Source organism: Maritimibacter sp. 55A14 (assembly GCF_003122205.1).
Lineage (GTDB): Bacteria > Pseudomonadota > Alphaproteobacteria > Rhodobacterales > Rhodobacteraceae > QEYE01.
The window spans coordinates 90,271-114,187 of sequence record NZ_QEYE01000006.1 but is presented as its reverse complement, the minus strand read 5'-3'; the positions used below and the strand labels follow the sequence as shown (position 1 = coordinate 114,187).

General features: G+C 67.8%; 25 protein-coding genes. 12 read left to right on the top strand and 13 right to left on the bottom strand.

Annotation, left to right across the window (positions count from 1 at the left end; all coding sequences use genetic code 11):
• Positions 1-46: 46 nt before the first annotated feature.
• Genes hpt through DDZ14_RS06920 form a run of 3 tightly spaced genes read left to right on the top strand, consistent with a single transcriptional unit; the run spans position 47 to position 1,676 of the window.
• Positions 47-586: a hypoxanthine phosphoribosyltransferase gene (hpt, locus tag DDZ14_RS06930; protein WP_109424221.1), complete on the top strand. Its 540-nt coding sequence runs from the start codon at positions 47-49 to the stop codon at positions 584-586.
• Between the two features lie 34 nt (positions 587-620).
• Positions 621-776, top strand: coding sequence for a hypothetical protein (locus DDZ14_RS06925; protein WP_369914626.1), 156 nt, complete (start codon positions 621-623; stop codon positions 774-776).
• Positions 777-785: 9 nt separating this feature from the next.
• Positions 786-1,676, top strand: coding sequence for a cytochrome c (locus DDZ14_RS06920; RefSeq protein WP_109424220.1), 891 nt, complete (start codon positions 786-788; stop codon positions 1,674-1,676).
• Positions 1,677-1,689: 13 nt separating this feature from the next.
• Here DDZ14_RS06920 and lipA read toward each other — a convergent pair whose 3' ends face one another.
• The gene (gene lipA / locus DDZ14_RS06915; protein ID WP_199221304.1) at positions 1,690-2,649 is read right to left on the bottom strand and encodes a lipoyl synthase; all 960 of its coding nucleotides are present in this window, start codon (positions 2,647-2,649) and stop codon (positions 1,690-1,692) included.
• A gap of 217 nt (positions 2,650-2,866) precedes the next feature.
• Here lipA and DDZ14_RS19860 point away from each other — a divergent pair, with 217 nt between their 5' ends.
• Positions 2,867-3,043 (top strand): hypothetical protein, encoded by a 177-nt coding sequence (locus tag DDZ14_RS19860; protein ID WP_199221303.1) that lies wholly within the window; start codon positions 2,867-2,869, stop codon positions 3,041-3,043.
• 9 nt (positions 3,044-3,052) lie between these two features.
• On the opposite strand, the gene DDZ14_RS06910 is transcribed toward DDZ14_RS19860, so the two are convergent.
• Positions 3,053-3,991, bottom strand: a complete 939-nt coding sequence (locus tag DDZ14_RS06910; protein WP_109424218.1) for a hydrogen peroxide-inducible genes activator — start codon at positions 3,989-3,991, stop codon at positions 3,053-3,055.
• Between the two features lie 139 nt (positions 3,992-4,130).
• Between DDZ14_RS06910 and DDZ14_RS06905 the strand changes: the two genes are divergently transcribed.
• Positions 4,131-4,862 (top strand): VIT1/CCC1 transporter family protein, encoded by a 732-nt coding sequence (locus DDZ14_RS06905; RefSeq protein ID WP_369914624.1) that lies wholly within the window; start codon positions 4,131-4,133, stop codon positions 4,860-4,862.
• A gap of 99 nt (positions 4,863-4,961) precedes the next feature.
• Positions 4,962-6,176 carry an NADP-dependent isocitrate dehydrogenase gene (locus DDZ14_RS06900; RefSeq protein WP_109424217.1) on the top strand — a complete coding sequence of 405 codons (1,215 nt, stop codon included), beginning with the start codon at positions 4,962-4,964 and terminating at the stop codon, positions 6,174-6,176.
• A 98-nt stretch (positions 6,177-6,274) separates the two neighbouring features.
• Here DDZ14_RS06900 and DDZ14_RS06895 read toward each other — a convergent pair whose 3' ends face one another.
• From DDZ14_RS06895 to DDZ14_RS06885, 3 genes are read right to left on the bottom strand one after another with little or no spacing between them, the layout of a single operon-like run.
• On the bottom strand, positions 6,275-6,934 hold the full coding sequence (locus DDZ14_RS06895) for an alpha/beta hydrolase (RefSeq protein WP_109424216.1): 660 nt from the start codon (positions 6,932-6,934) through the stop codon (positions 6,275-6,277).
• A gap of 1 nt (position 6,935) precedes the next feature.
• On the bottom strand, positions 6,936-7,565 hold the full coding sequence (locus DDZ14_RS06890) for a DNA-3-methyladenine glycosylase (RefSeq protein ID WP_109424215.1): 630 nt from the start codon (positions 7,563-7,565) through the stop codon (positions 6,936-6,938).
• A complete protein-coding gene (locus tag DDZ14_RS06885; RefSeq protein WP_109424214.1) occupies positions 7,562-8,305 on the bottom strand; it encodes a precorrin-6A/cobalt-precorrin-6A reductase in 744 nt (247 codons plus the stop codon). Before DDZ14_RS06885 ends, DDZ14_RS06890 begins: the two co-directional genes overlap by 4 nt.
• 148 nt (positions 8,306-8,453) lie before the next feature.
• On the opposite strand from DDZ14_RS06885, the gene DDZ14_RS06880 reads away from it, so the two are divergent.
• Positions 8,454-9,680: an MFS transporter gene (locus tag DDZ14_RS06880; protein ID WP_109424213.1), complete on the top strand. Its 1,227-nt coding sequence runs from the start codon at positions 8,454-8,456 to the stop codon at positions 9,678-9,680.
• A gap of 2 nt (positions 9,681-9,682) precedes the next feature.
• On the opposite strand, the gene DDZ14_RS06875 is transcribed toward DDZ14_RS06880, so the two are convergent.
• The 3 genes from DDZ14_RS06875 to cysS form a co-directional block, all read right to left on the bottom strand.
• Positions 9,683-10,468 (bottom strand): squalene/phytoene synthase family protein, encoded by a 786-nt coding sequence (locus DDZ14_RS06875; protein ID WP_233252511.1) that lies wholly within the window; start codon positions 10,466-10,468, stop codon positions 9,683-9,685.
• On the bottom strand, positions 10,465-12,087 hold the full coding sequence (gene cimA, locus DDZ14_RS06870; RefSeq protein WP_109424211.1) for a citramalate synthase: 1,623 nt from the start codon (positions 12,085-12,087) through the stop codon (positions 10,465-10,467). The genes DDZ14_RS06875 and cimA overlap by 4 nt, the downstream gene beginning before the upstream one ends.
• 225 nt (positions 12,088-12,312) lie before the next feature.
• Positions 12,313-13,776, bottom strand: a complete 1,464-nt coding sequence (gene cysS, locus DDZ14_RS06865) for a cysteine--tRNA ligase (protein WP_109424210.1) — start codon at positions 13,774-13,776, stop codon at positions 12,313-12,315.
• A 231-nt stretch (positions 13,777-14,007) separates the two neighbouring features.
• On the opposite strand from cysS, the gene DDZ14_RS06860 reads away from it, so the two are divergent.
• Genes DDZ14_RS06860 through DDZ14_RS06850 form a run of 3 tightly spaced genes read left to right on the top strand, consistent with a single transcriptional unit; the run spans position 14,008 to position 17,398 of the window.
• The gene (locus tag DDZ14_RS06860; protein ID WP_109424295.1) at positions 14,008-15,180 is read left to right on the top strand and encodes a pyridoxal phosphate-dependent aminotransferase; all 1,173 of its coding nucleotides are present in this window, start codon (positions 14,008-14,010) and stop codon (positions 15,178-15,180) included.
• The gene (locus tag DDZ14_RS06855; RefSeq protein ID WP_109424209.1) at positions 15,177-16,001 is read left to right on the top strand and encodes an oxaloacetate decarboxylase; all 825 of its coding nucleotides are present in this window, start codon (positions 15,177-15,179) and stop codon (positions 15,999-16,001) included. Before DDZ14_RS06860 ends, DDZ14_RS06855 begins: the two co-directional genes overlap by 4 nt.
• Positions 15,998-17,398: a pyridoxal-dependent decarboxylase gene (locus DDZ14_RS06850; protein ID WP_109424208.1), complete on the top strand. Its 1,401-nt coding sequence runs from the start codon at positions 15,998-16,000 to the stop codon at positions 17,396-17,398. The genes DDZ14_RS06855 and DDZ14_RS06850 overlap by 4 nt, the downstream gene beginning before the upstream one ends.
• 65 nt (positions 17,399-17,463) lie before the next feature.
• Here the strand turns inward: DDZ14_RS06850 and DDZ14_RS06845 are convergent, their stop codons facing one another.
• The 5 genes from DDZ14_RS06845 to DDZ14_RS06830 form a co-directional block, all read right to left on the bottom strand.
• Entirely contained in the window at positions 17,464-17,694 is a 231-nt protein-coding gene (locus DDZ14_RS06845; protein ID WP_109424207.1) for a hypothetical protein, read from the bottom strand.
• Between the two features lie 224 nt (positions 17,695-17,918).
• Complete coding sequence (locus DDZ14_RS19635; protein ID WP_158275470.1) at positions 17,919-18,074, bottom strand: hypothetical protein; 156 nt, start codon at positions 18,072-18,074, stop codon at positions 17,919-17,921.
• A 182-nt stretch (positions 18,075-18,256) separates the two neighbouring features.
• On the bottom strand, positions 18,257-18,439 hold the full coding sequence (locus DDZ14_RS06840; RefSeq protein ID WP_109424206.1) for a hypothetical protein: 183 nt from the start codon (positions 18,437-18,439) through the stop codon (positions 18,257-18,259).
• Between the two features lie 176 nt (positions 18,440-18,615).
• On the bottom strand, positions 18,616-19,251 hold the full coding sequence (locus DDZ14_RS06835) for an outer membrane protein (protein ID WP_109424205.1): 636 nt from the start codon (positions 19,249-19,251) through the stop codon (positions 18,616-18,618).
• Between the two features lie 239 nt (positions 19,252-19,490).
• A complete protein-coding gene (locus tag DDZ14_RS06830) occupies positions 19,491-20,102 on the bottom strand; it encodes an outer membrane protein (protein ID WP_109424204.1) in 612 nt (203 codons plus the stop codon).
• Between the two features lie 393 nt (positions 20,103-20,495).
• On the opposite strand from DDZ14_RS06830, the gene DDZ14_RS06825 reads away from it, so the two are divergent.
• Together DDZ14_RS06825 and edd are read left to right on the top strand one after the other, a co-directional pair.
• Positions 20,496-22,034, top strand: coding sequence for a trimethylamine methyltransferase family protein (locus tag DDZ14_RS06825; protein WP_109424203.1), 1,539 nt, complete (start codon positions 20,496-20,498; stop codon positions 22,032-22,034).
• A 73-nt stretch (positions 22,035-22,107) separates the two neighbouring features.
• Positions 22,108-23,913 carry a phosphogluconate dehydratase gene (gene edd / locus DDZ14_RS06820; protein ID WP_109424202.1) on the top strand — a complete coding sequence of 602 codons (1,806 nt, stop codon included), beginning with the start codon at positions 22,108-22,110 and terminating at the stop codon, positions 23,911-23,913.
• The last annotated feature ends 4 nt before the right edge of the window (positions 23,914-23,917 follow it).

Sequence of the window (23,917 nt, the reverse complement as noted above, 5' to 3'; positions counted from 1 at the left end):
GCGGTCTTTGTCCTAGGATGCGCCGCGGAATGCAAGGGGGAAGGCCATGCCGGATGGCGCCTATCTGATTGACGAGATGATTTCGGCCAAGTCCATCGCCGCCCGCGTCGAGGCGCTGGCGCGCGAGATCCACGACTGTTTCGCCGGCACCGACAAGCTGGTGGTCGTGGGGCTGCTGCGCGGCTCCTTCGTCTTCATCGCCGACCTGGTGCGCGAGTTGGACCTGCCGGTGGAGGTGGATTTCCTCGAAGCCTCCTCCTATGGCGACAGCATCGAAAGCTCCCGCGAGGTGCGTATCCTCAAGGACCTGCGCGGCGAGATCGAGGGCCGCGACGTGCTGGTGGTGGAGGATATCGTCGATACCGGCTTCACGCTCGCCCATGTGCTGACCCTGCTGCGCGCGCGCGGGCCCGCCCGGCTCAAGGTCTGCGCGCTGCTCGACAAGCCTTCACGGCGCGAGGTCGATGTGCGGGCCGACTGGACCGGCTTCGAGATCCCCGACGAGTTCGTGGTCGGCTACGGGATCGACTATGCGCAGCGCAACCGCAACCTGCCCTTCATCGGCAGGGTCCGGTTCACGGGCTGATGTGGGGGCGATGAATATCCGCTGGATGCTGAGGATGGCGAAATGGGCGCACAGGCCGCCCTCGGAACGCCGGGTGAAGATCGTCCTTTCGATCATCGCGCTTTGCCTGCTCTTGGGCGGGATCGAGTATTTCATCGGCTGGCCCGACTGGCTGACCACCAATGGCGGCGCGCGCGGCGCGCGCCCCTGACCGAGCCCCATGCGATACCGGACCGCCCTCCTCGCCGCCCTCGCCGCCACGCTCACCGTTTGCTGGGTCCTGACGCGCCCCCTGCCCGCCGGGACGAACGTTCTGGACAGGCGCGCGGGCGATCCGGCGGCGGGCAAGGCCGTCTTCGATGCGGGCGGCTGCGCGGGCTGCCACGCCGAACCGGGGGCCGAGGGTGCGGCGCGGCTGGTTCTGGCGGGCGGGCGGCGCCTGGCGTCGCCCTACGGCATATTCGTGGCGCCCAACATCTCCCCCGACCCCGAACACGGGATCGGCGGCTGGAGCGCGCGCGACCTGCTGCGTGCGATGCGCGACGGGGTCTCGCCCGATGGCCGGCATTATTATCCCGCCTTCCCCTATACCAGCTACCGACATGCCTCGGCCCGCGACATCGCCGATCTGAAAGCCTATCTCGACACGCTGCCCGCCGCAGCCACACCGAACACGCCGCACGAGATCCGCTTCCCCTACAGCCTGCGGCCCATGCTGGGCCTCTGGAAACGGCTCCACCTGCGCGCGGACTGGGTGGTGCCTGAGAACGGGCTGGACGAGACCACCCGGCGCGGGCGCTACCTGGTCGAGGCGCTGGGCCATTGCGGCGCATGCCACACCCCGCGCGGCCCGCTGGGCGGGCTCGACCGCGAGAACTGGCTGGCCGGCGCGCCCGACCCCGATGGCGAGGGCCGCATTCCGAACATCACGCCCGGCGCGCTCGACTGGTCGGCGGAGGACATTGCCTATTACCTGAAGACCGGCTTCACGCCGGAATACGACAGCGCCGGCGGCGAGATGGTGGAGGTGATCGCCGCGCTCTCGCGCCTGGCGGATGCGGATCGCGCCGCGATCGCGGCCTATCTGAAGGCGGTACCGGGCCGGCCGTGACGCACGCGGGGCGCTATGCCTCGAGCCCCAACCGCTTCATACGCGCCGCGCGCAACCGGGCGAAATCCTCGCCCGCGTGATAGGAGGACCGGGTCAGCGGCGTGGCAGAGACCATCAGGAAGCCTTTGCCATAGGCGGATTTCTCATAGGCGGCGAATTCCTCGGGCGTCACGAAACGGTCCACCGCGTGATGCTTCGGCGTGGGTTGCAGATACTGCCCGATGGTCAGGAAATCGACATCCGCGGCGCGCATGTCATCCATTACTTGCCCGACCGCCGCGCGGTCCTCTCCCAGCCCCACCATGATACCGGATTTCGTGAACATCGATGGATCGAGTTCCTTCACCCGTTGCAGGAGGCGCAGCGAATGGAAATAGCGCGCGCCCGGCCGCACCTCGGGATAGAGGCCCGGCACGGTCTCCAGATTGTGGTTGAAGACATCCGGCCGGGCCGCGACGACGGTTTCCAGCACCTCCGGCGCGCATTTCAGGAAATCCGGCGTCAGGATCTCGATCGTGGTTTCCGGCGCGCGTTTGCGGATCGCGCGGATCGTCATGGCGAAATGCTCCGCCCCGCCGTCTTCCAGATCGTCCCGGTCCACCGAGGTGATCACCACATGGTTGAGCCCCAGCTTGGCCACCGCATCGGCCACCCGGCCCGGCTCGAAGAGGTCGAGCGTATCCGGCCGGCCCGTCGCGATATTGCAGAAGGTGCAGCCGCGGGTGCAGATCTCGCCCATGATCATCATCGTGGCGTGGCCGGCGCTCCAGCATTCACCGACATTGGGGCAGCCCGCCTCCTCGCACACCGTGACCAGCTTGTTCTCGCGCATGATGTCGCGGGTCTGCTTGTAGCCCGCCGATGTCGGGGCTTTCACCCGAATCCAGTCCGGCTTGCGCGGCTGGGCATTGTCCGGACGGTGCGCCTTCTCGGGATGGCGCTGTTCGGGGAGCTTGAGATCGCGCGGGGCCATTGCTCGTCCTTTCGTCGGTCGCATCGCACTATTTATGCCGCGTGGCAGGGATTGTCCAAGATTAGTGGATCAGCGACTCATTTACGCCGTGTTTATGGTGTATGCAGCCACAGAATGACCTGAATTCCCACGATTTCGCGTCACGGTTGGGTGGAATAACCATATCAAGCACTGCTGATTGGATACCACGGTGTGACAAAGGGAAAGGGACAAGGCCATGCGGCTTACATTTGAAAAATTTCTTCAGGAGGAATCGGGGGCCGTGACCGTTGACTGGGTCGTTCTCACAGCCGGTGTGGCGGTGCTCGGCCTCATTGTCGGTACGGCGCTTACGGAACCCACCGAGTCGCTCGCGGCCAATATCGCGTCGAACATGGCGACGGCGGCAAACTAGCCGCCGCGCTCAGGCGGCGCCACACTGCTGTGAGACCTGCGAAAGCAGCCGTTCGCCCGCATCACGCAGGAGACCGGCCAATTCCTCGAACCACGGTTCGGGCTGCGATGCGCCCCTGCGCACCAGGCCGATCCTGCGTCCCGGCTGCGGTTCGGCGAAGCGCATGAGCGCCAGCCCGTCCGTGCCCGCGGTTTCCGCGCGCAGCGCGATCTCCGGCAGGAAGGTCAGACCGAACCCCTCGGACACCAGCCGCGCCAGCGTGGCCAGCGACGAGGCTCCCAGATCCACCCGCGTCGCCGGGCGGTCCAGCCCGCAGACCTCGAGTGCCTGATCGGCCAGGCAATGCCCCTCGTCGAGCAGCAGCAACCGGTCCGGCTTGATCTCCCGCGGGCGCAACCTGTCGCCGGTCTCGCGCAGCGCGGCGATCTGGGACTGCGAGCCGGCCAGCAGGAAACGATCCTCGAACAATTCCGTTTCTACCAGCCCCCCTTGTCCGGACGGCAAGGCGATCACCGCCGCGTCCAGGCGCCCGGCCATCAGATCAGCGATCAGCGCCTCGGTCTGCGCCTCGCGCACCCGAAGATCCAGCATCACGTTCTCGGCCCGCAGGAGCGGCAGCGCCACCGGCAGAAGATAGGGCGCGACCGTGGGGATCACGCCCAGCGTCAACTGGCCCGCCAGACCCCGCCGCCAGCGCGCCGCCTGTTCCAGCGTGCGCAGGTTGTCCATCATCGCGCGGGCATGGCGCAGCACCTCATGCCCGGTGGGCGTCAGCACCACGCCGCGCGGCTGGCGATCGACGAGTTGCGCGTCGAGCGTCGCCTCCAATTCGCGGATCTGCACTGACAACGCGGGCTGGCTGACATGCACCAACCCCGCTGCGCGGCCGAAATGGCCGGTCTCGGCGAGGGCGATGAAGTATCGCAGTTGGCGAAGGGTCACGGTCATAGGCGAAATCTATCGCAAGCCGGCCGGTATGAAAATTCCCATTATCCCCCTTGCCCGCCACTTTCTTGAGAAAGGTCAATGTGCGCGGCCGCCATCGCGGTTATCCTGACGCGACACGCAACCGGAGGGGAGAGACGCCTTGGGCATCGACTGGGCCGCGCACCGGCGCGACGCGCACAACATGGGCCGGGTGCAGGAATACCTCAAACCCATCGTCTATGGCGGCAATGACGGGATCGTCACGACTTTTGCCATCGTCGCGGGCTTCACCGGCGCCTCGATGGAGGGCGCGGCTCAGATCGGCGCGTTGGCCGTACTGGTCTTCGGGTTGGCCAATCTCTTTGCCGATGCGCTCTCAATGGGAATGGGAGAGTTCCTGTCGGGGCGCTCGCAGCGCGATCTCTACATGCGCAAACATGCCGAGGAGATCGCCGAGTTGTCCGCCGACCCCGAGGGCGAACGGCGCGAGTTGCACGCGATCCTGCGCGACCGCGGCATGGGCACATGGGACGCGGAAGAGGTCGCCGCGCGCCTGATCCGCTATCCAGAGCTGACCGCCGATCTGATGATGAGCTACGAGTTCGGCATGCCCGACCCGCGCGAGGACAACCCGGCAGCGAACGGCCTGACCACCTTCCTGTCCTTCGTGGCCTTCGGGACGATCCCTCTCCTGCCCTACTTGCTGCACGCCCCCGACGCCGCGCGCTTCGGCCTGTCGGTGGGGGCCACGGTGCTGGCGCTTATGGCGCTGGGGCTCCTGCGCTGGTTCGCCACCGCCGAGCGGCTGCGGCGCTGCGTCGGCGAGACGGTGCTGGTCGGCGGCGCATCGGCCATCGTCGCCTATATGGTCGGGGCGCTGGTGGCGGGATGACGCCAATTCAGTATACAGTCGCATACCATCTTTCCAGCCGTGACCTTTCACGCTATAGAGCAGCCATCCGATTCACGACCTGACACAAGAGGCACGCGCATGACCAAGATCAAAGTCGACAATCCGGTCGTCGAACTCGACGGCGACGAGATGACCCGCATCATCTGGGACTTCATAAAGAAGAAGCTGATCCTGCCCTATCTGGACGTGGATCTGCTCTACTACGATCTGGGCATCGAGGAGCGCGACCGCACAGACGACCAGATCACCGTGGATGCCGCCGAGAAGATCAAGGAAGTGGGCGTCGGCGTGAAATGCGCGACGATCACGCCCGACGAACAGCGGGTGGAGGAGTTCGGCCTCAAGAAGATGTGGCGCAGCCCCAACGGCACGATCCGCAACATCCTGGGGGGCGTCGTGTTCCGCGCGCCGATCATCTGCCAGAATGTGCCCCGGCTGGTGCCGGGCTGGACCCAGCCCATCGTGATCGGTCGTCACGCCTTCGGCGATCAGTACCGGGCGACGGATTTCCGCTTCCCCGGCAAGGGACAGCTTACGATGAAATTCGTGGGCGACGACGGCGAGGTGATCGAGAAGGTTGTCTATGACGCGCCCGCCGCGGGCGTCGCGATGGGCATGTACAATCTCGACCAGTCGATCATCGACTTCGCGCGCGCCTCGATGAACTACGGCCTCAGCATGGGCTGGCCGGTCTACCTGTCGACCAAGAACACCATCCTCAAGGCCTATGACGGGCGTTTCAAGGACCTGTTCCAGAAGGTCTACGAGGAAGAATTCGAGGCGGAGTTCAAGAAGAAGGGGATCACCTACGAGCATCGGCTGATCGACGACATGGTGGCCTGCGCGATGAAGTGGAACGGTGGCTTCGTCTGGGCCTGCAAGAACTACGATGGCGACGTGCAGTCCGACACGGTGGCGCAGGGCTTCGGCTCGCTCGGGCTGATGACCAGCCAGCTCATGACCCCCGATGGCAAGATCGTCGAAGCCGAGGCGGCGCATGGCACCGTCACCCGCCATTACCGCCAGCACCAGCGCGGCGAGGAGACCTCGACCAATTCCATCGCCTCGATCTACGCCTGGACCGGCGGGCTCAAGCACCGCGCCAAGCTCGACGGCAACGAGGCGCTGCGCAATTTCGCCGAGACGCTGGAGCGCGTGGTCGTCGAGACCGTCGAGTCCGGCTTCATGACCAAGGACCTGGCGCTGCTCGTGGGCCCCGACCAGAAATGGCTCACCACGATGGGCTTCCTGGAAAAGGTGGATCAGAACCTCAATCAGGCGCTCGCCGGCTGAGGGCTGGGCATCGCACTTTCAGGGGCCGTCCGTCACGGGCGGCCCCTATCTTGTGAAGAACAGCATTCAGTGGATTGAGCTGAAACGGATTTTCCGGATCAGTCGTAAAGCTGCTCGCGCATGAATTGCAGCGCCACGCTCAACCCGTCGGGCGCGATGCCGTGTCCGGTGCCGCGCATCACATGGGCAAAGACGTTGAACCCCGCGGCGTCGAGCGCACGCCCCGCCTCGTTGAGCGATTGCGGCGGCACCATCTCGTCCTGATCGCCATGCACCAACAGCACGGGCGGTTTGCTCACGACCTCTGCCTCCAGCCGTTCCGGCGCCAGCAGTCGGCCGGAGAACCCCACGATCCCGGCCACGGCGGGCGGGCGGCGCGGGACCACGTGAAGCGCCATCATCGTGCCTTGGGAAAAGCCGAAAATGATTGTGTTCTCGGCGCTTATACCCTCGTCCTCAAGCGTGGCATCCAGAAATCCGTTCAAATCCTCGATAGCGCGTTCCATACCCTCCTGCGCAGCCTGCTCGCTTGAGCCGTCGAGCCAGGGGATCGGGAACCACTGATAGCCCATCGGGTTGGCGGCGCTGCGTTCGGGCGCATTGGGCGCCACGAAGACCGTATCGGGCATATGCGGCGCCAGCGGATCGGCCAGGCCCAGCAGGTCGGCCCCGTCCGCGCCATAGCCGTGCAGGAAGATCACCAGGCTGCGGGCATTTCCGGAGGCGGCCGGGCGGCGGTCGGAGTGCAGCTTGCGCATGTCAGCGTATCCCTTCGCGGTCTTTGGCCACCCGGTAATAAGCCCAGAGCAGCCGCGCCGCAACGCCCCGCCAGGGCGACCAGTCCTGAGCCATCGCGCGCAGCGCCTTCTCCGAGGGCCGCTCGGGCATCTCGAATAGGAGCCGCGTGCTTTCCTGCAACGCCAGGTCGCCGGGCGCGAAGACATCCGCCCGCCCCAGCGAGAACATCGCGTAGATCTCCGCCGTCCACTGGCCGATCCCCTTGATCCGCACCAGTTCCGCGATCACCGCGTCGCTGGGCATCCCGCGCAACGCGGCGTAGTTCACGCCGCTGCCCGCCAGTTCCCGCGCATAGACGATCTTCTGGCGTGACAGGCCGCAGGCGCGCAGTTCCTCGTCATTGGCCCAGCGGATCTTGCGCGGGCCGGTCAGGCGCGCGACCTTGAGCTTGTGCCAGATCGCTTCGGCCGCCGCGACCGAAAGCTGTTGGCTGACGATCGCGTCGAGCAGCGCCTCAAACCCGTCGCGGCGGCGGCGCAGCGGCAGCGGCCCGGTTTCCTCCAGCGCCTGCGCGAAACGCGGCTCGACGCGGGCCAGATGCGCCGCGCCCTCCGCCACGCACGCGGATGTCTCGATGATCCGCCCGGTCATGCCAGCGCCCCCAGGCGCGCAACCCAATCGAGCGCCTCCGCCACAGTTTCCACCCTCGGGCAGTCCGGCGCCGAAGGTCGGGCGATCATGAGCACCGGAAGCCCCAGCGCGCGCGCCGCGGCGAGCTTGGTGGCGCTGCGCTCTCCACCTGCGTTGCGCACCACCAGAAAATCTACACCGAGCCGCTTGAAGAGCGCGATCTCCTCCGCCTCGCTGAAGGGCGGCGTGCCTTGCTGATAGCGCCCGCCCGGATAGGGAAAGGGCGCCTCCGGCGGCTCGATCTGGCGGCAGATGATCTCGCGGCCCGCCAGATTGGCGAAACCCGGCAGCGAGCCGCGCCCGGTGGCCAGGAAGACAGTAGCACCGGGCGGGATATGGCGCGCCGCCTCCGCCTCGTGCGTGAGCATCGTCCAACGGTCACCGGGACCTGGCCGCCAGGGCGGGCGTTCGACCAGCAAGTAGGGCAATTCGCGCGCCGCGCAGATCTCGGCCGTGCGCCGAGTGATGCGATGGGCGAAGGGATGCGTGGCGTCGAGCACCGCACCGATACGCTCGGCGTCGAGAAATGCCTCGAATCCCGCGCGGCCCCCGAAACCGCCCCGCCGCGTGGGCAGGGCGAGCGGCGGGCCGTCCCGTGCCCCGCCCGAGATCGAGGCGATCGTTTCGGGCCAGGACCGCGCGGAGAGCGCGGCGGCGATCTCGCGCGCCTCGCCGCTGCCGGCCAGCAACAGCAGCTTCATTCCGGGCTCCGATTGGGGACATGCGCGCTCATGGCCCGGACTATAGGGCGCACGGGCACGCGCGCCAATCGGGAAGAGTCGGGCACACGGAGAAGGGTCAGAAGAGTCGGGCTTGCCGACCCGGCGGCGCGCGGATAGGACAGATGCCATGACCGACATGACCGCCCCTCTCGATCCTGACCAGCGCGCGCGGCGCAATGTCGCCGTGCTGGTACTGGCGCAGGCGACGCTGGGCGCGCAGATGGCGATGATCTTCATCGTCGGCGGGCTGGCCGGGCAGTCGCTGGCGGCGAACCCCTGCTGGGCCACGCTGCCCATCACGATGATCGTCTTTGGGTCGATGACGACGGCCCCCTGGCTGTCGCAGGTAATGCAGCGTTTCGGCCGCCGGGCGGGGTTCTTCGCGGGCGCGCTCGGCGGCGCGGCGGGGGGTGGCGTCGGCGCCTATGCGCTGATGACGGGCTCCTTCCCGCTCCTGTTGCTGGGCTCGTATCTCAGCGGCATCTACATGTCGGCGCACGGCTTCTACCGGTTCGCGGCGACCGACACCGCAAGCGACGCCTACCGGCCCAAGGCGATCTCTTACGTCATGGCAGGGGGGCTGGCTGCGGCGATCGTGGGTCCGCAGCTCATGAAGGCGACCACCGACGCCTTCGTGGTGCCCTTCATGGGAACCTACCTGGCGGTGGTGGTGCTGAACCTGCTGGGCGCGCTGCTCTTCCTGCTGCTCGACATTCCGAAGCCCCGCACACCAGCCCGCGACGCCCCGCGTGAGGGCCGGTCCTGGCCCGAGTTGCTGCGCGACCCGCGCATCGCCGTGGCGATGACCTGCGCGATGGTCTCCTACGCGCTGATGAACCTGGTGATGACCTCGACACCGCTGGCCGTGGTGGGCTGCGGCTTCGACGCGGGCCGTGCCGCCGATATCGTCTCGGCCCATGTGCTGGCGATGTATGTGCCGTCCTTCTTCACCGGGCATCTGATCGCGCGCTTCGGAGTGACGCGGATCATGGCGCTGGGGCTGGGCATCCTGGCCTCCGCCGGCGTGGTGGGTCTGGCGGGCGTCGAGCTGGAAAACTTCTTCGTCGCGCTGGTTCTGCTGGGCATCGGCTGGAACTTCGGCTTCATCGGCGCGACCTCGATGCTGGCGGGCTGCCATTCCGCGGCCGAGCGTGGCCGCGCCCAGGGCATGAACGACCTGATCGTTTTCGGCGGGGTGACGTTGGCCTCCTTCTCGTCGGGCGTGCTGATGAACTGCACCGGCGGCACGCCCGAGGCCGGCTGGACCGCGGTCAACATGGCGATGGTGCCGCTCCTAGCGCTGGCGGGCGGGGCGCTGATCTGGCTGGTGATGCGCGGTCCGCGCCCGGCCTGAGACTACCAGCGCCCGGTCAGGCTGCGCAGGAAAAGGCTCAATCGGCGCTGCGCTTCGGGTTCGGTCAGGCGGCCGGATTTCACGCGGTTCGGATCGCGCCGCGCGGCGCGGAGCGTGGCATCCGCCCGCCAGCCTGCCAGCAGCGCCGGGATCGCGGCGCGTCCCACCCGGCCCCGCGCCCGGCGCGCCGCCGCGATCCGCGCCAGCCCCTCGCCCGCCAGGTCCGCCACGGCGATCTCGCGCCCATCCGGGAGCGGTCTCTGCCCGCGCGCCTCCAGTTCCGGCACGGCGCGCAGATAGGCCGCGAGCCCCGCCCCATAGGCGAAGTCGCGCACCGGCGCCTCGGCCTCCGGCGCCGCACCCAGCACCTTTGCCGCAAGCCACATCAGGTTGCCCGAGGTCGCGTCGAGATAGGCGTCGAAGGCGGCGCGATCGGCGGGCGGATCGGGATAGATATCGCCCCGCCGTGCCGCCACAAGACCACTCAACGCAGCGACCGGCAGGCCGTGTTCCGCGACCACTTCGGCCAGTGGCGTGACCACCTCATGCGCGCGGGGGCTGGCGCCCGCGGCAATCTCCTCCAGCGCGTCGTGCCACCATTGCAGGCGCATCTCCGCGATCATCGGCTCGGCCGTCACCCAGGGCGCGCGGCTGACCTCGATATTGAAGGCATAGAGCGCCATGAGCGCGCCGCGCCGTGCCGGCGGTGCGGTCATCACGCTAAGAAACCGGTCGGGATCGCCGCGCTCCACCAGTTCGGCGCAGGCGTCGAAATCCGCTCCGCTCACGGCGCAGCGGCGCCGTCGCGCACCAGTTTCCATTCCACCGCGTCAAGCAGCGCCTCGAAACTGGCATCCACGATGTTGGCCGAAACGCCCACGGTGGACCAGCGCCGCCCCTGCCCGTCCTCGCTGTCGATGATGACGCGGGTCACGGCCTCGGTCCCGCCATCGGTGATGCGCACCTTGAAATCGACCAGCCGCATGTCGTCTATGATCGCCTGATAGGGTCCCAGATCCTTGCCGAGCGCGCGGGCCAGCGCGTTGACCGGGCCGCGGTCATTGCCTTCCTCGTCCATACTCTCGGAGACCGACAGCACCTTCTCGCCACCGATCCTGACCACGACGACCGCCTCCGAGAGCGTGACCATGCGGTTGTACTTGTTCTTGCGCCGCTCGATGGAGACGCGGTAGCGCTTGACCTCGAAAAAGGTCGGCAGCTGGTCCAGTTCGCGCCGCGCGACCAGTTCGAAACTGGCCTGTGCGGTGTCATAGGCATAGCCCTGATCCTCGCGTTCCTTCACGATCTCCAGGATGCGCGCCAGCCGCGTGTCGTCCGGCTCGACATTGATCCCCGCCTCGGCGAGCCGGGCGCGCAGGTTCGACTGGCCGGCCTGGTTCGACATCGGCACGACGCGCGTGTTGCCCACCGACGCCGGGTCCACATGCTCGTAGGTCGCGGGATCCTTGGCGATGGCGCTGGCATGGAGCCCCGCCTTGTGCGCGAAGGCCGAGGCCCCGACATAGGGCGCGGACTTGTCGGGCACGCGGTTGAGGATGTCGTCGAGCAGCCGCGAGATGCGGGTGAGACCGGCCAGCGCCTCGGGCGTGACGCCGGTCTCCAGCCCGCTGGCATAGGGCTCCTTGAGCAGGAGCGTCGGGATCAGCGTGGTCAGGTTGGCGTTACCGCAGCGTTCCCCCAGCCCGTTGAGCGTGCCCTGCACCTGCCGCGCGCCCGCGTCTATCGCGGCCAGGCTGTTGGTCACGGCGTTGCCGGTGTCGTCATGGGTGTGGATGCCCAGCCGGTCGCCCGGAATGCCCGCCGCGACGACTTCAGCCGTAATACGGCCCACGGCCTCAGGCAGCGCGCCGCCATTGGTGTCGCAAAGCACGATCCAGCGTGCGCCCGCGTCATGGGCGGCGCGCAGGCAGTCCAGCGCATAGGCCGGGTTGGCGCCGTAGCCGTCGAAGAAATGCTCGGCGTCGAAGATCGCCTCCCGCCCGTTTTCCACAATATGCGCAACCGATTGCGCGATGTTCTGAATGTTGTCGTCGAGGGAGATGCCAAGCGCCGTTTCGACGTGGAAATCATGCGTCTTGCCGACCAGACAGACCGCACGTGTGCCGGCATTCAGGACCGCCGCGAGCACGTCGTCATTGGCCGCCGAGCGCCCGGCACGCTTGGTCATGCCGAAGGCGGTGAGCGTGGCGCGGGTCTGCGGCGCGGCGGCGAAGAACTCGCTGTCGGTGGGGTTGGCACCGGGCCAGCCGCCCTCGATGTGATCGACGCCGAGCGCGTCGAGCGCGGTGGCGATGCGCAGTTTCTCGGGGGTGGAAAACTGCACGCCCTGCGTCTGCTGCCCGTCGCGCAGCGTCGTGTCGTAGATATAGAGGCGGTCCTTAGCCATGACGCGCCTCCCCTGTGTTCAAGGGTCTTGCGCGGAATCGAGGCGCGGAACGCGCCGCCGCGCAGCGCCCGACCGCCCCCTCGGGCGGGCGCTTTTGCAACGTTGCCAACCCGCACAATCGCTCGATGTATCTGGCACCATAAAGTGCCACCCTCAACCGTTGCAGCGCCCACCCGGCGGTCAGGCCCCGCGCGGGCCGGGCGCTGCCCTCTGTCGCGCGACAGGTCATTTGAGGGCCTCCAGTTTTGCGGGGTTGAAATCGGGCTTGGCCACCCATTCCGTCCCGTGACTCGTGTCCCGCAATTCCAGTCCAGCGGCGAGAAGACCGTCGCGTATTCTGTCGCTGCGTTCAAAATCCTTGGCCTTCCGCGCCTCTGCCCGTTCGCGAAGGAGGCCTTCGATTCTTTCCGCGTGCTGAAATGCCTCTCTGGGCTGCGCCACTAACGGCGACGGTCGGTCGCCGTCACTGAAGAATCCTAGTAGCCGGCCATCCGCAATCAACTGCAACGCCTCGTCGCGTCGCGCCTTGTTCCGCCTGTGCACCTTCTTGCGGAATAGCTGCAGGGCGAGATGGGTATTCAGATCGTCAGCGAGCGCATCAACGATGTCGCCATCCGGATCAGGCAGTTTTCCGTGAAGTTTCCCCGACTTGAAGACGTCGAGCATCCCGACGATATGATCGTCAGCAAAAAGATTCGCGAGAAACCGCGTCGCCTCCGCCACCTTCCGCTCCGTCCAGTCGAGCGGCTGCCGGTAATGCGTGCTCAACAGCACAAACCGGATCACCTCGCCGGGGATGCCCTGGTCCAGCAGATCCTTCACCGTGAAGAAATTGCCGAGCGACTTCGACATCTTCTCCCCCTCGACCTGCAGAAACCCGTTATGCATCCAGATCTTCGCGAAATCGCCCTCGGGATGGGCGCAGGCCGATTGCGCGACCTCGTTCTCGTGATGCGGGAAGGCCAGGTCGATGCCGCCGCCGTGGATGTCGAAACTCTCCCCCAGCAATTCATGCGCCATGGCCGAGCACTCGATATGCCAGCCGGGGCGGCCGCGGCCCCAGGGGCTGTCCCAGCCCGGCTCCTCGTCGGTCGAGGGCTTCCAGAGCACGAAATCCATCGGGTCGCGCTTGTAGGGTGCGACCTCCACCCTTGCACCGGCCCGCATGTCGTCCAGTGACCGGCGCGCCAGCTTGCCGTAATCGCCGTAGCTCTTGACGTCGAAGAGCACATGGCCCTCCGCCGCATAGGCATGGCCCTTCTCGACCAGTACGGCGATCATCGCCACCATCTGGCCGATATAGTCGGTGGCGCGCGGCTCATGCGTCGGGGGCAGCGCCCCCAGCTCGTCCATGTCTTCGTGATACCAGCGGATCGTCTCGTCGGTCAGTTCACGGATGATCTCGACCAGCGGGCGGGTGTCGCCCCGCCCCTTCATCTCGGCCGCGCGCGCGTTGATCTTGTCGTCCACATCCGTGAAGTTGCGCACGTAAGTGACGTGATCCGCGCCGTATTCATGGCGCAGCAGCCGGTAGAGTACGTCGAAGACCACCACGGGCCGCGCGTTGCCGATATGCGCCCGGTCATAGACGGTCGGGCCGCAGACATACATCCGCAGGTTCTCGGGATCGAGCGGGACCAGCGGCTCCTTCGCCCTGGTTCTGGTGTTCCACAATCTGATCTCAGCCATCAAGCCGTCCTTACGCCAGGTCGCCCGGCGGGCCTATCAGCTTGGATGTTTGGTGAAAACACGCGAATGGCCCGCCTGGTATGTCAGCCGGTAATGCAAATCCCGCAGATGAGCGACGCCATTCTCATGGCCCCGCTTATGCCCAAGCCCGCGCCGCCGCGCAAGCATAATCCCCCTTGCCAATCCGTGCGCGCCATGCTGCCTTCTGCCTTTGGCGGACAGGAGGATGACGTGCGGCTATCCGGACGGATCGAGGGTATCAATGCGGGCGGCGCGGATGGCTGGGGGCTCTTCCTGCGCGCCCGCGCGATGAAGGATGCCGGCGCCCCGGTGCTGGAACTGACCATCGGCGAGCACGATATCGGCACCGATGCCGCGATCCTCGACGCGATGCACCGCGACGCGCGGGGCGGCAATACGGGCTATGCGGTGGTGCCCGGTATGGAGAACCTGCGCCGGGCCGTGGCGCGGCGGGTGGCGGCGCAGAGCGGCGTGCCGACCGGGCCGGAAAACGTGCTGATCACACCGGGCGGTCAGGCCGCGCTCTATGCCGCGCATGTCGCGCTTTGCGATCCGGGCGACCGGGCGCTCTACTGCGACCCCCATTACACCACCTATCCCGGCACGATCCGCGCCGCCGGAGCCGAGGCGGTGGCAATCCCCACCCGCCCGCGCGACTTCTTCCGCCCGCAGGAAGCGGCGATATCGGAACGAGCGGCGGGCGCGGTCAGCCTGCTGGTCAACTCGCCCAACAACCCGACCGGCGTCGTCTATGATCGCGCGACGCTCGACGGTATCGCCCGTGCGGCGCAGGCCCAAGACCTGTGGCTGATCTCCGACGAGGTCTACGATACCCAGGTCTGGGAAGGCGCGCATGTCTCGCCGCGTGCGCTGCCGGGCATGGCCGAACGGACGCTGGTCGTGGGCTCGATGTCGAAAAGCCACGCCATGACCGGCTCACGCGTGGGCTGGATCGTGGGACCGGAGGCGGCAATCGCCCGGCTGATCGACCTGGCCACCGTCACCACCTACGGCGTGCCGGGCTATATTCAGGAGGCCGCCCGTTTCGCGCTGGAGGAAATGCCGCAGATCGAGACCGAGGTCGCCGCCCCCTTCCGGCGCCGGCGCGAGATCGCACGGCGCATCCTGGAGGGCCACAACGCGCTGCGGCTGGTGCCCTCGTCCGGTGCGATGTACCTGATGCTCGACATCCGCGCCACGGGACTGAGCGGGGAGGCCTTCGGCCACGCCCTGCTCGATGAAGAGCTGATCGCGGTGATGCCGGGCGAAAGTTTCGGCCGCGCCGCTTCGGGCCATGTGCGCGTGGCCATGACCCTGCCGGATGCGGCCTTCGAGACGGCGCTGACCCGGCTGGTGCGCTTTGCAGAAAGGATGATCCCATGACCCGATCCGATCCCGGCGCGGCGTTCCGCGCCCTTCACCGCCCCGGCGATCCCTTCATCCTGGCCAATGCCTGGGACGCCGGATCGGCGCGGATGCTGGCCGCGCTCGGGGCTGAGGCCATTGCCACCTCCTCGGCCGCCCATGCCTTCACGCTGGGCCGCCCGGATATGGGCCATGTCAGCCGGGACGAGGCGCTGGCCCATGCCGAGGCGCTGGTCGCCGCCACGCCGCTGCCCGTCTCCGGCGATTTCGAGAACGGCTTCGCGCACGATCCCGACGCCGTGGCCGATACGGTGCGCCTGGCCTGCGAGGCCGGGCTCGCGGGCATTTCCATCGAGGACACGGACCTGCCGGCCGAGACGCCCTATGCACGCGGCCTAGCGGTGGAGCGCATTCGCGCCGCCGCCGCGGCCGCCCGCGCCCTGCCCCGCGATTTCGTTCTGGTGGCCCGCGCCGACGGGATCATGAACGGTCAGTACGATATCGACGAGGCGCTGGCGCGGCTGGCAGCGTTCGACGCAGCCGGGGCGGATTGCCTCTATGCGCCGCTTCCCGCCAGCATGGAGGATCAGGCGCGCATCTGCGCGGCCACCTCTAAGCCCGTCAACGCCCTTGCCGCCGGGCCCTATACCGGGGTCAGCCGCGCCCGGTTCGCGGCGGCGGGCGTGGCGCGCATCTCGCTCGGCTCGGCGCTGGCGCGCGCCACCCATCGGGTGATCCGCGACGCCGCGCAGGCTATGTTCGCGTCCGGAGATTTCAGCCCGCTGGGGGTGAGCGTTTCCGGCGACGAGATCGACGCGCTGCTGGAGGCTGGCCAATGAACCAGGACGAGTTGCGGCACTGGTCGAAACGCGCAGCCGACTGGGCGGCGGATTATCACGCGGGGCTGCGCGACCGCCCGGTGCGCGCATCTGTGCGGCCGGGCGACGTGGCCGCCCGCCTGCCCGCCCGCGCCCCGGAGGAACCTGAGCCGATGGAGGCGATCTTCGCCGATTTCGAGGCGCTGGTGCCCGATGCCATGGCCCATTGGCAGCACCCGCGCTTCTTCGCCTATTTTCCGGCCGCCGCCGCCCCGGCCTCGATGCTGGCCGAGCAGCTTGCCAATGCGATGGCCGCGCAATGCATGCTCTGGCAGACTTCGCCCGCCGCGACCGAGATCGAGCAGGTCATGGTCCGCTGGCTGCGCGACGCGCTGGGGCTGGCCGGGCATTTCACGGGCACGATCCACGACGCCGCCACCACGGCCACCTTCTGCGCGGTGCTGACCATGCGCGAACGCGCGCTGGGCTGGACCGGGCTGACGCAGGGGTTGGCGGGCCAGGCGCGCCCGCGTATCTATGCCTCCGACCAGACCCATTCGTCGATCGACAAGGCGGTACGCATGGCCGGGATCGGGCAGGAGAACCTGATGAAGCTGCCGGTTCGCGCGGATCTGGGCATGGACCCCGACGCATTGGCCCGCGCCGTCGCCGCGGATCGCGACGCGGGGCATTTGCCGGCGGGTGTGGTGGTCTGCGTCGGTGGCACCTCGGTCGGCGCCATCGACCCGGTGCGCGAGGTGCTGGAGGTCGCGCGGGCCGAGGGGCTCTATACGCATGTCGATGCCGCCTGGGCCGGCTCGGCGATGATCTGCCCGGAATTCCGCGCGCTCTGGGACGGCGTGGACCTGGCCGATTCGATCGTCTTCAACCCGCATAAATGGCTGGGCGCGCAGTTCGACTGTGCCGTGCAGTTCCTGTCCGATCCCGGCCCGCAGATCCGCACGATGGGCCTGCGTCCCGACTACCTGCAAACGCCGGGAGCGGAGGAGATCACGAATTTCAACGAATGGACGGTGCCGCTCGGCCGCCGGTTCCGGGCGCTCAAGCTGTGGTTCCTGCTGCGCGCCGAGGGGCTGGAGGGGCTGCGCGCGCGCATCCGCGACCATGTCGCCTGGAGCCGCGAGTTGGCCGGGCGGTTGCAGGACGATCCGCGCTTCGAGATCGTCACCGCCTCGCCCCTGTCGCTCCTGAGCTTCCGGCTGACCGGGGACGATGCCGATGCCCGGACCGAGGCGCTGCTGGAGCGGGTGAACGATGACGGGCGGATTTACCTCACCCTGACCCGCCATGCGGGCCGCCCGGTGATCCGCGTCGCGGTGGGCGGCTGGGCGACGACCCACGCCGATGTGCTGGCGGTTCATGATGTGCTGGGAGAACTGGCCGGGAGTGACGACTGAACCGCGAACGAAAACGGGCGGCCCGAAGGCCGCCCGCTGGTCATCCATTCCGTGAGCGTGGCCGGTCAGCGGCCGATGCCGTTCATCGGGTCGATCTCCGAGGGGGAGTCATTCTCGTAACGATACTCGGAAGTCCAGGGGTCGATATGCGGCGCATCCCGGTATTCGGAACTCCAGGGGTCGATATGCGGTGCGTCGAAGACCTCCGAACCGCCCTTGAGAGGGCTGGACACGCCGCCCGCGAAGGCGGTTCCGGCGGTGGCGGCAACGATGGCGAGTGCACTCAGAATACGCATGGTACTGTCTCCTTTTCAGGTCAGGTCGGCCGGATGATCCGCGCCTTTGATGACCCTCATCTGGGGTCTGATTTCCGTGGTGAAACCCCCTGTCCCGCGCCTGTGAAAAGGCCCTCACGCCGACTCATGAAAAGGTGAAATCACAGCATTGTTTCAAACACTTGAAAAGAAAACGGGCAGCACCACGGCTGCCCGTTCCGGACTGGTTTCCGTGCGGTCCGCGATCAGGGATCGGGGCGTGTGATCTTGTCCGCGTCGATGGCGTGTGCGTAGGTCGCGGCGGCACCGGCGGGGTTGATCTGTGCGGTGGTGCCCGCGAACATCGCTGCGGCCGGAAGCGCGGCCGCGACGGCCAGCGCGATGAGGGTCGGAATACGCATGGGTCTCGTCCTTTCCTTTGCATCTGCGGCGCGGCGCCTCCGCGCCTTCATGCCTTCGAAATGGGAAGCGCCCCGGCTCGGAAAAGAGGCGTTGGCGCGCAAGTGATCCGGCCCACACGGCGGATCGGCCTGCCGTGATTTCCGTTCACGCGCCGGTGCCCCCGGACATGAACGGTTGCGGCTCAGAGATGCGGGTGCGCGCCGCGGCGCAGGTCGATGCTGCGGCGCCGGTCGGTGTCATGCAGGTCGATCGCAGGCACATGGGCGACCGCGATCACAGGCCCCGCCCCGCGCGCGGCGTTGCGCGCCGCGATGGCGGAACTGAGGCTGGCCATGATGAAGAGGGTCAAGACGAGAAGGCGCATCGGATCCTCCTTTCTGGCAGGCAGGCGCGGAGATCGCATTTCCGGCACTGATCATCAGATAGGAGGGCGCGCCCTGTTCGGGAAGGCGTCCGCCGGGTCATGTGAAAACCCGGTCACGACTGCGCCGGGCGGTGTGATGCGAAAGGCGGCCCCGGCGTGGGGACCGCCCCGAAGGATCAGAACCGGTAGGAGGCGCGGACCCGCAGCGTGGTGCCGTCCAGATCGCCGCCCGTGGCGGTGATGTTGTCCACCTCGTGATAGAGCAGATCGGCGCCCAGCACCCAGTTGTCGTTGAACTGGTAGTCCACGCCGCCGCCGACGAGCCAACCAAGCTCGTCGAAATTCGAGCCGCCGGCGCTGCCATCGGCATAGACCGCACCGACCGTGCCGTAAACGAAGTAGCGCCCCAGATCCGGCCCCGCGCGGAGCTTGAGCCGGACCAGCGTGTCCAGCTCGCCATTGGTGCCGACATCGATATCGGTGATGTCGGCATCGACCTCGGCGCCGATGACGAATCTGCCGAAATCGTGGTTGTAGCCGGCATGCACGCCGCCCAGCACGCTGTCGTCGTCACCGCTGAGCCCGCCGCCATCGGTGTCGAAATCGCCCCAGCCGATCTGGACACCGACATAGGGTCCGGTCCAGTCGCCGATCCCACGTGTCGATTTGACCACGCCGAAGCGAGGCTTCTCCGGCGCGTTGAAGGACAGCCGCGTCGGCTCCGCGCCGGCGCCGGGACTGGCGAAATCGTCCGCCGCCACAGCCGGGCCGGCGAGAAGGGTTCCGAGGGCAAGAATACTGAGACGGCGCATGGGTCATGTCCTTTCGATCTGTCTGCGGGTTGCGAGGGCGGGATCGTCCTCTCCCGTCAGCAGATGGGGCGGCTTTCGCCCCTTGAAAGTCATGCTCCGCGCCTTGTGACGGCGCGCTCACGCGCACGCCGCCGTTCGTGACGCTGACCCGTCCGGCCCGTCACCACGCCGCGATGGGCGCCGGGTGGTTGGGACGGCGCAGCGTGGCGCCGCCCCTGGTCCGGCACCGGCAGGTGATATCAGAAGCGGTAGGAGGCGCGTGCCCGCACCACCGTGCCGTCCAGATCGTCGCCCGCAGGGGTCACGTCCTCGAACTCCTGGTAGAGCACATCGCCGCCAATGATCCAGTTCGGGGTGAGCTGGTAGTCGAGCCCCGCTCCGGCGGTGTAGCCCCATTCGCTGAAACCGGACCCGCCGGCGCTGCCATCGGCGTAGGCCGCGCCCACCGTGCCGTAGAGAAAGGTGCGCCCCAGATCGGGACCGGCACGCAGTTTCAGCCGGGTGATCGTGTCAACCCCGCCGCCGCCTGCGAAATCCACATCGGCGCCGTCGATCTCGGCCTCGCCGCCCAGGACGAAATTGCCGAAATCATGATTGTAGCCGCCGTGGATACCGCCCACGACGCCCTCGTCGCTGGCATTGAGCCCGGCGCCGTCGGCGTCGAAATCGCCGAAGCCGAGCTGCACACCGCCATAGAAGCCGCCCCAGTCGCCTCCGGTCCGGACCGGCGCGGGGGCGGGGGCGGGTTGCGTAACGATCGGCTCCTGCGGCGCGGGCGCGGTGCTGCCGGCATGGGCCACGGCAGAGCCGAGGCCATAGGTGGTTGCGGTCAGAATGGTCAAGATACGCATGATACCCTCCTGTAACCGGGCGCGGAATGCACCCGGATTACTGCTTTGTTGCGTTCGGCAGAAATGGTGACCGTGCGGGTGAATGTAACCCGTGCCGTCACCATGCGCGGCAGCGCGCCGAAACCGGCCCGCCGCGCTGCGCAGGTTTCCGCCGAAAAGGAAATTACTCCAAAACCGACGTTCTGGCGCAAAGAGAACAGACAGGGGCGCCACGCGCCGCTCAAATGCCGAAAAGTGGCAGGGAGACGGCCGATGTCGGACCACGACTGGCTGATCGCGCTGGTCGCACGGACGATCGGTGCTGCAAGGGGGCTGGCCGCGCGCGGTCGGCCGGGACGTCGCGCCACGCGCGCCGCCCGTACCTGATCCCAACTCCAATACTGGAATATCAAGATGAGCAAAGACACCACTCGCCGTGCCGGGGGCCGTGCCGCGCGCGTCGCCCTGCGCGCCGCTCCCCTGGCCGAAGACATCCGCCCCGTCCAGCCCGGCATGTCCGGCGGCACCTACCGGCCGCTGACCGACGCGGGGATGGCCCGTATCCACGAGGCAGCACTTCAGGCGCTCGAGGAAATCGGCCTGGCCGATGCGCCGCCAAGCGGCGTGCTGGCGCTGACCGGCGCAGGCGCCGTTCAGGGCGACGACGGGCGCATCCGCTTTCCCCGCGCGCTGGTCGAGGACATGCTTGCGGTCGCCGCACGCGAGATCACTCTTTTCGGCCGCGAGCCGTCGCGCGATCTGCGCATCGGCGGCGGGCGGGTGCATTACGGCACCGCCGGCGCGGCGGTCCATCTGGTCGATGTGGAAGGCCGCACCTACCGCGACAGCACCGTGCAGGACATCTACGACGCCGCGCGCATCGCCGACCGGCTGGACAACATCCATTTCCTGCAACGGCCGATGGTGGCGCGCGACATCCCGGACAATTTCGAGATGGATCTCAACACGATCTACGCCTGTTGCCGGGGCACGACGAAACATGTCGGCGTCAGCTTCACCGAACGGGGCTTCGTGGATGGCTGTTTCGAGCTGATCCACGTTATCGCCGGGGGCGAGGACGCGTGGCGCGCGCGGCCCTTCATCTCCAACTCCAACTGTTTCGTCGTGCCGCCGATGAAATTCGCCACCGAAAGCTGTCTGGTGATGGAGCGCTGCATCGCCCAGGGGATGCCGGTTCTGCTGCTTTCCGCCGGGCAGGCAGGGGCCACCGCGCCCGCCGCCATCGCCGGCGCCGTGGTGCAGGCGATTGCGGAATGCCTGGCCGGGATGGTCTATGTCAACGCGATCCGCCCCGGACATCCGGCGATCTTCGGGACCTGGCCTTTCGTGTCGGATCTGCGCTCGGGCGCGATGTCGGGCGGCTCGGGCGAACAGGCGCTGCTGACGGCGGCCTGCTCGCAGATGCACGGCTATTATGGCCTGCCGGGCGGCGCGGCGGCGGGGATCGCGGACGCCAAGCTGCCGGACATGCAGGCCGGGTGGGAGCAGATGTGTTCCAACGTCATGGCCGGGCTCTCGGGGCTCGACATGGTCTACGAGGCCGCGGGGATGCATGCCTCGCTGCTGGGCTTCTGCCTGGAGAGCCTGATCCTGGGCGACGACCTGATCGGGCAGGCACTGCGCTGCGTGCGCGGCGTCGAGGTGACCGAAGACAGCGTCAGCCTGGAGGCAATGCGCGCGGTGTGCCTGGGCGGGCCGGGTCATTACCTGGGCCATGCGCAGACACTCTCGCTCATGCAGCGCGACTACATCTACCCCGCCCTGGGCGACCGCACGAGCCCCAAGGAATGGGCCGAGGTGGGCAAGCCCGATCTGTTGAAGGCGGCGACCGCACGCAAGCTGGAGATCCTCTCGCAGCCCGCGCCTGCGGCCTTCCCGCCGGATCTGGATCGCGCGCTGCGTGAGCGGTTCCCGATCCGATTGCCTGTGTAAGGCGGGCGCGCCAGGCGGTTGATCTCCCCGCCTGTTAGCGCCAACATGCAGGGGAGACCGCAGCGGAGAGCCCATGCCCCTCGACAATCGCATCCATGCCGTGACCGAGCGGATCCGCGACCGCTCCCGCGAGAGCCGCGCGGCCTATCTGGAGAAAATCCGGCGCGCCGCCGAAGACGGCCCGCGCCGGGCACATCTCAGTTGCTCCAACCAGGCCCATGCCTATGCCGCGACCGGACCCGACAAGGACATGCTGGCCGAACACCGCGCACCCAATCTGGCCATCGTGACCGCCTATAACGACATGCTTTCGGCGCATCAGCCGTTCGAGGGGTTCCCCGCCCGCATCCGCGAGGCCGCGCGGCGCGCCGGGGGCACCGCGCAGGTGGCGGGCGGCGTGCCGGCTATGTGCGATGGCATCACGCAAGGCCAGACGGGGATGGAGCTCAGCCTTTTCTCGCGCGATGTGATTGCGCTCGCCGCCGGGGTCGCGCTGTCGCATAACACCTTCGACGCCGCGGTCTTCCTGGGGGTCTGCGACAAGATCGTGCCGGGCCTCGTGATCGCGGCGGCGAGTTTCGGGCACCTGCCCGCCGTCTTCCTGCCCGCCGGCCCGATGACCAGCGGCCTGCCCAATGACGAGAAGGCGCGCGTCCGCCAGCAATTCGCCGCGGGCGAAGTGGACCGCGACGCGCTGATGGAGGCCGAGATGGCCTCCTATCACGGGCCGGGCACATGCACCTTCTACGGCACCGCGAATTCCAACCAGATGCTGATGGAACTGATGGGCCTGCACTTGCCGGGCGCGAGTTTCGTCAACCCCAACACGCCGTTGCGCGACGCGCTGACGGATGCGGGCACCGCCCGCGCGCTGGAGATCACGGCACTCGGCAACGATTACCGCCCGGCGGGCGAGATCCTGGACGAGCGCGCCTTCGTCAACGGCATCGCAGGGCTGATGGCCACCGGCGGCTCGACCAATCTGGTGATCCATCTGGTCGCGATGGCGCGGGCTGCGGGCATCGTGCTCGACATCGCCGATTTTGCGGATATCTCCGCCACGGTGCCGCTGATGGCGCGGGTCTATCCCAACGGGCTTGCCGATGTGAACCATTTCCACGCAGCGGGCGGGCTGGCCTATCTGATCGGCGAATTGCTGGACGCGGGTCTCCTGCACGAGGATGTGCGCACCGTCGCGGGCGACGGACTGTCGCATTACACGCGCGAGCCGAAGCTCAAGGACGGCGCGCTGGTCTGGGGGGACGGCGCGCGCACGACCCGAAACGACAGGATACTGCGCCCTGCCGGCACCCCGTTTCAGGACACTGGCGGGCTCGCGCGGCTGGAAGGCAATCTGGGCCGCGGGGTGATCAAGATCTCCGCCGTCGCGCCTGAGCATCGCGCGATCACCGCCCCGGCGCTTGTCTTCCACGATCAGGAAGCGGTGAAACAGGCGTTCCGCGACGGCGCGCTGGACCGCGACTGCATCGTGGTGCTGCGCTTCCAGGGTCCGCGCGCCAACGGCATGCCGGAGTTGCACGCGCTCACCCCCGTCCTGTCAGTCGTGCAAAGCCGAGGCCACGAGGTGGCGTTGGTCACCGACGGGCGGATGTCGGGTGCCTCGGGCAAGGTTCCGGCCGCGATCCACCTGTCCCCCGAGGCCGCCGAGGGCGGGGTGATCGCGCGGCTGCGCGACGGCGACATGATCCGGCTGGACGCCGATGCGGGGCGGCTGGAAGTGCTGACCGAAGGCGTGGAGGCGCGCGAGCCCGCAGCACCCGACCTCTCGGCCAATGCCAGCGGTCTGGGGCGCGAGCTTTTCGAGGTCTTCCGCCGTTCGGTCGGCCCGGCGACCGAGGGCGCGGGGGTCGTGGTCTGATGGC

Excerpts from the sequence above, each read along its gene's own strand:
- DDZ14_RS19860 (WP_199221303.1), top strand. The coding sequence starts at position 2,867 with ATGCGGCTTACATTTGAAAAATTTCTTCAGGAGGAATCGGGGGCCGTG.
- DDZ14_RS06880 (WP_109424213.1), top strand. The coding sequence starts at position 8,454 with ATGACCGACATGACCGCCCCTCTCGATCCTGACCAGCGCGCGCGGCGC.
- DDZ14_RS19635 (WP_158275470.1), bottom strand. The coding sequence starts at position 18,074 with ATGCGTATTCCGACCCTCATCGCGCTGGCCGTCGCGGCCGCGCTTCCG.
- DDZ14_RS06835 (WP_109424205.1), bottom strand. The coding sequence starts at position 19,251 with ATGCGCCGTCTCAGTATTCTTGCCCTCGGAACCCTTCTCGCCGGCCCG.
- DDZ14_RS06885 (WP_109424214.1), bottom strand. The coding sequence starts at position 8,305 with ATGAAGCTGCTGTTGCTGGCCGGCAGCGGCGAGGCGCGCGAGATCGCC.
- DDZ14_RS06840 (WP_109424206.1), bottom strand. The coding sequence starts at position 18,439 with ATGCGCCTTCTCGTCTTGACCCTCTTCATCATGGCCAGCCTCAGTTCC.
- cysS (WP_109424210.1), bottom strand. The coding sequence starts at position 13,776 with ATGGCTGAGATCAGATTGTGGAACACCAGAACCAGGGCGAAGGAGCCG.
- cimA (WP_109424211.1), bottom strand. The coding sequence starts at position 12,087 with ATGGCTAAGGACCGCCTCTATATCTACGACACGACGCTGCGCGACGGG.
- DDZ14_RS06850 (WP_109424208.1), top strand. The coding sequence starts at position 15,998 with ATGAACCAGGACGAGTTGCGGCACTGGTCGAAACGCGCAGCCGACTGG.
- DDZ14_RS06855 (WP_109424209.1), top strand. The coding sequence starts at position 15,177 with ATGACCCGATCCGATCCCGGCGCGGCGTTCCGCGCCCTTCACCGCCCC.
- DDZ14_RS06825 (WP_109424203.1), top strand. The coding sequence starts at position 20,496 with ATGAGCAAAGACACCACTCGCCGTGCCGGGGGCCGTGCCGCGCGCGTC.
- DDZ14_RS06910 (WP_109424218.1), bottom strand. The coding sequence starts at position 3,991 with ATGACCGTGACCCTTCGCCAACTGCGATACTTCATCGCCCTCGCCGAG.
- DDZ14_RS06900 (WP_109424217.1), top strand. The coding sequence starts at position 4,962 with ATGACCAAGATCAAAGTCGACAATCCGGTCGTCGAACTCGACGGCGAC.
- DDZ14_RS06890 (WP_109424215.1), bottom strand. The coding sequence starts at position 7,565 with ATGACCGGGCGGATCATCGAGACATCCGCGTGCGTGGCGGAGGGCGCG.
- edd (WP_109424202.1), top strand. The coding sequence starts at position 22,108 with ATGCCCCTCGACAATCGCATCCATGCCGTGACCGAGCGGATCCGCGAC.
- DDZ14_RS06830 (WP_109424204.1), bottom strand. The coding sequence starts at position 20,102 with ATGCGTATCTTGACCATTCTGACCGCAACCACCTATGGCCTCGGCTCT.
- DDZ14_RS06895 (WP_109424216.1), bottom strand. The coding sequence starts at position 6,934 with ATGCGCAAGCTGCACTCCGACCGCCGCCCGGCCGCCTCCGGAAATGCC.
- DDZ14_RS06920 (WP_109424220.1), top strand. The coding sequence starts at position 786 with ATGCGATACCGGACCGCCCTCCTCGCCGCCCTCGCCGCCACGCTCACC.
- hpt (WP_109424221.1), top strand. The coding sequence starts at position 47 with ATGCCGGATGGCGCCTATCTGATTGACGAGATGATTTCGGCCAAGTCC.
- lipA (WP_199221304.1), bottom strand. The coding sequence starts at position 2,649 with ATGGCCCCGCGCGATCTCAAGCTCCCCGAACAGCGCCATCCCGAGAAG.
- DDZ14_RS06845 (WP_109424207.1), bottom strand. The coding sequence starts at position 17,694 with ATGCGTATTCTGAGTGCACTCGCCATCGTTGCCGCCACCGCCGGAACC.
- DDZ14_RS06925 (WP_369914626.1), top strand. The coding sequence starts at position 621 with ATGGCGAAATGGGCGCACAGGCCGCCCTCGGAACGCCGGGTGAAGATC.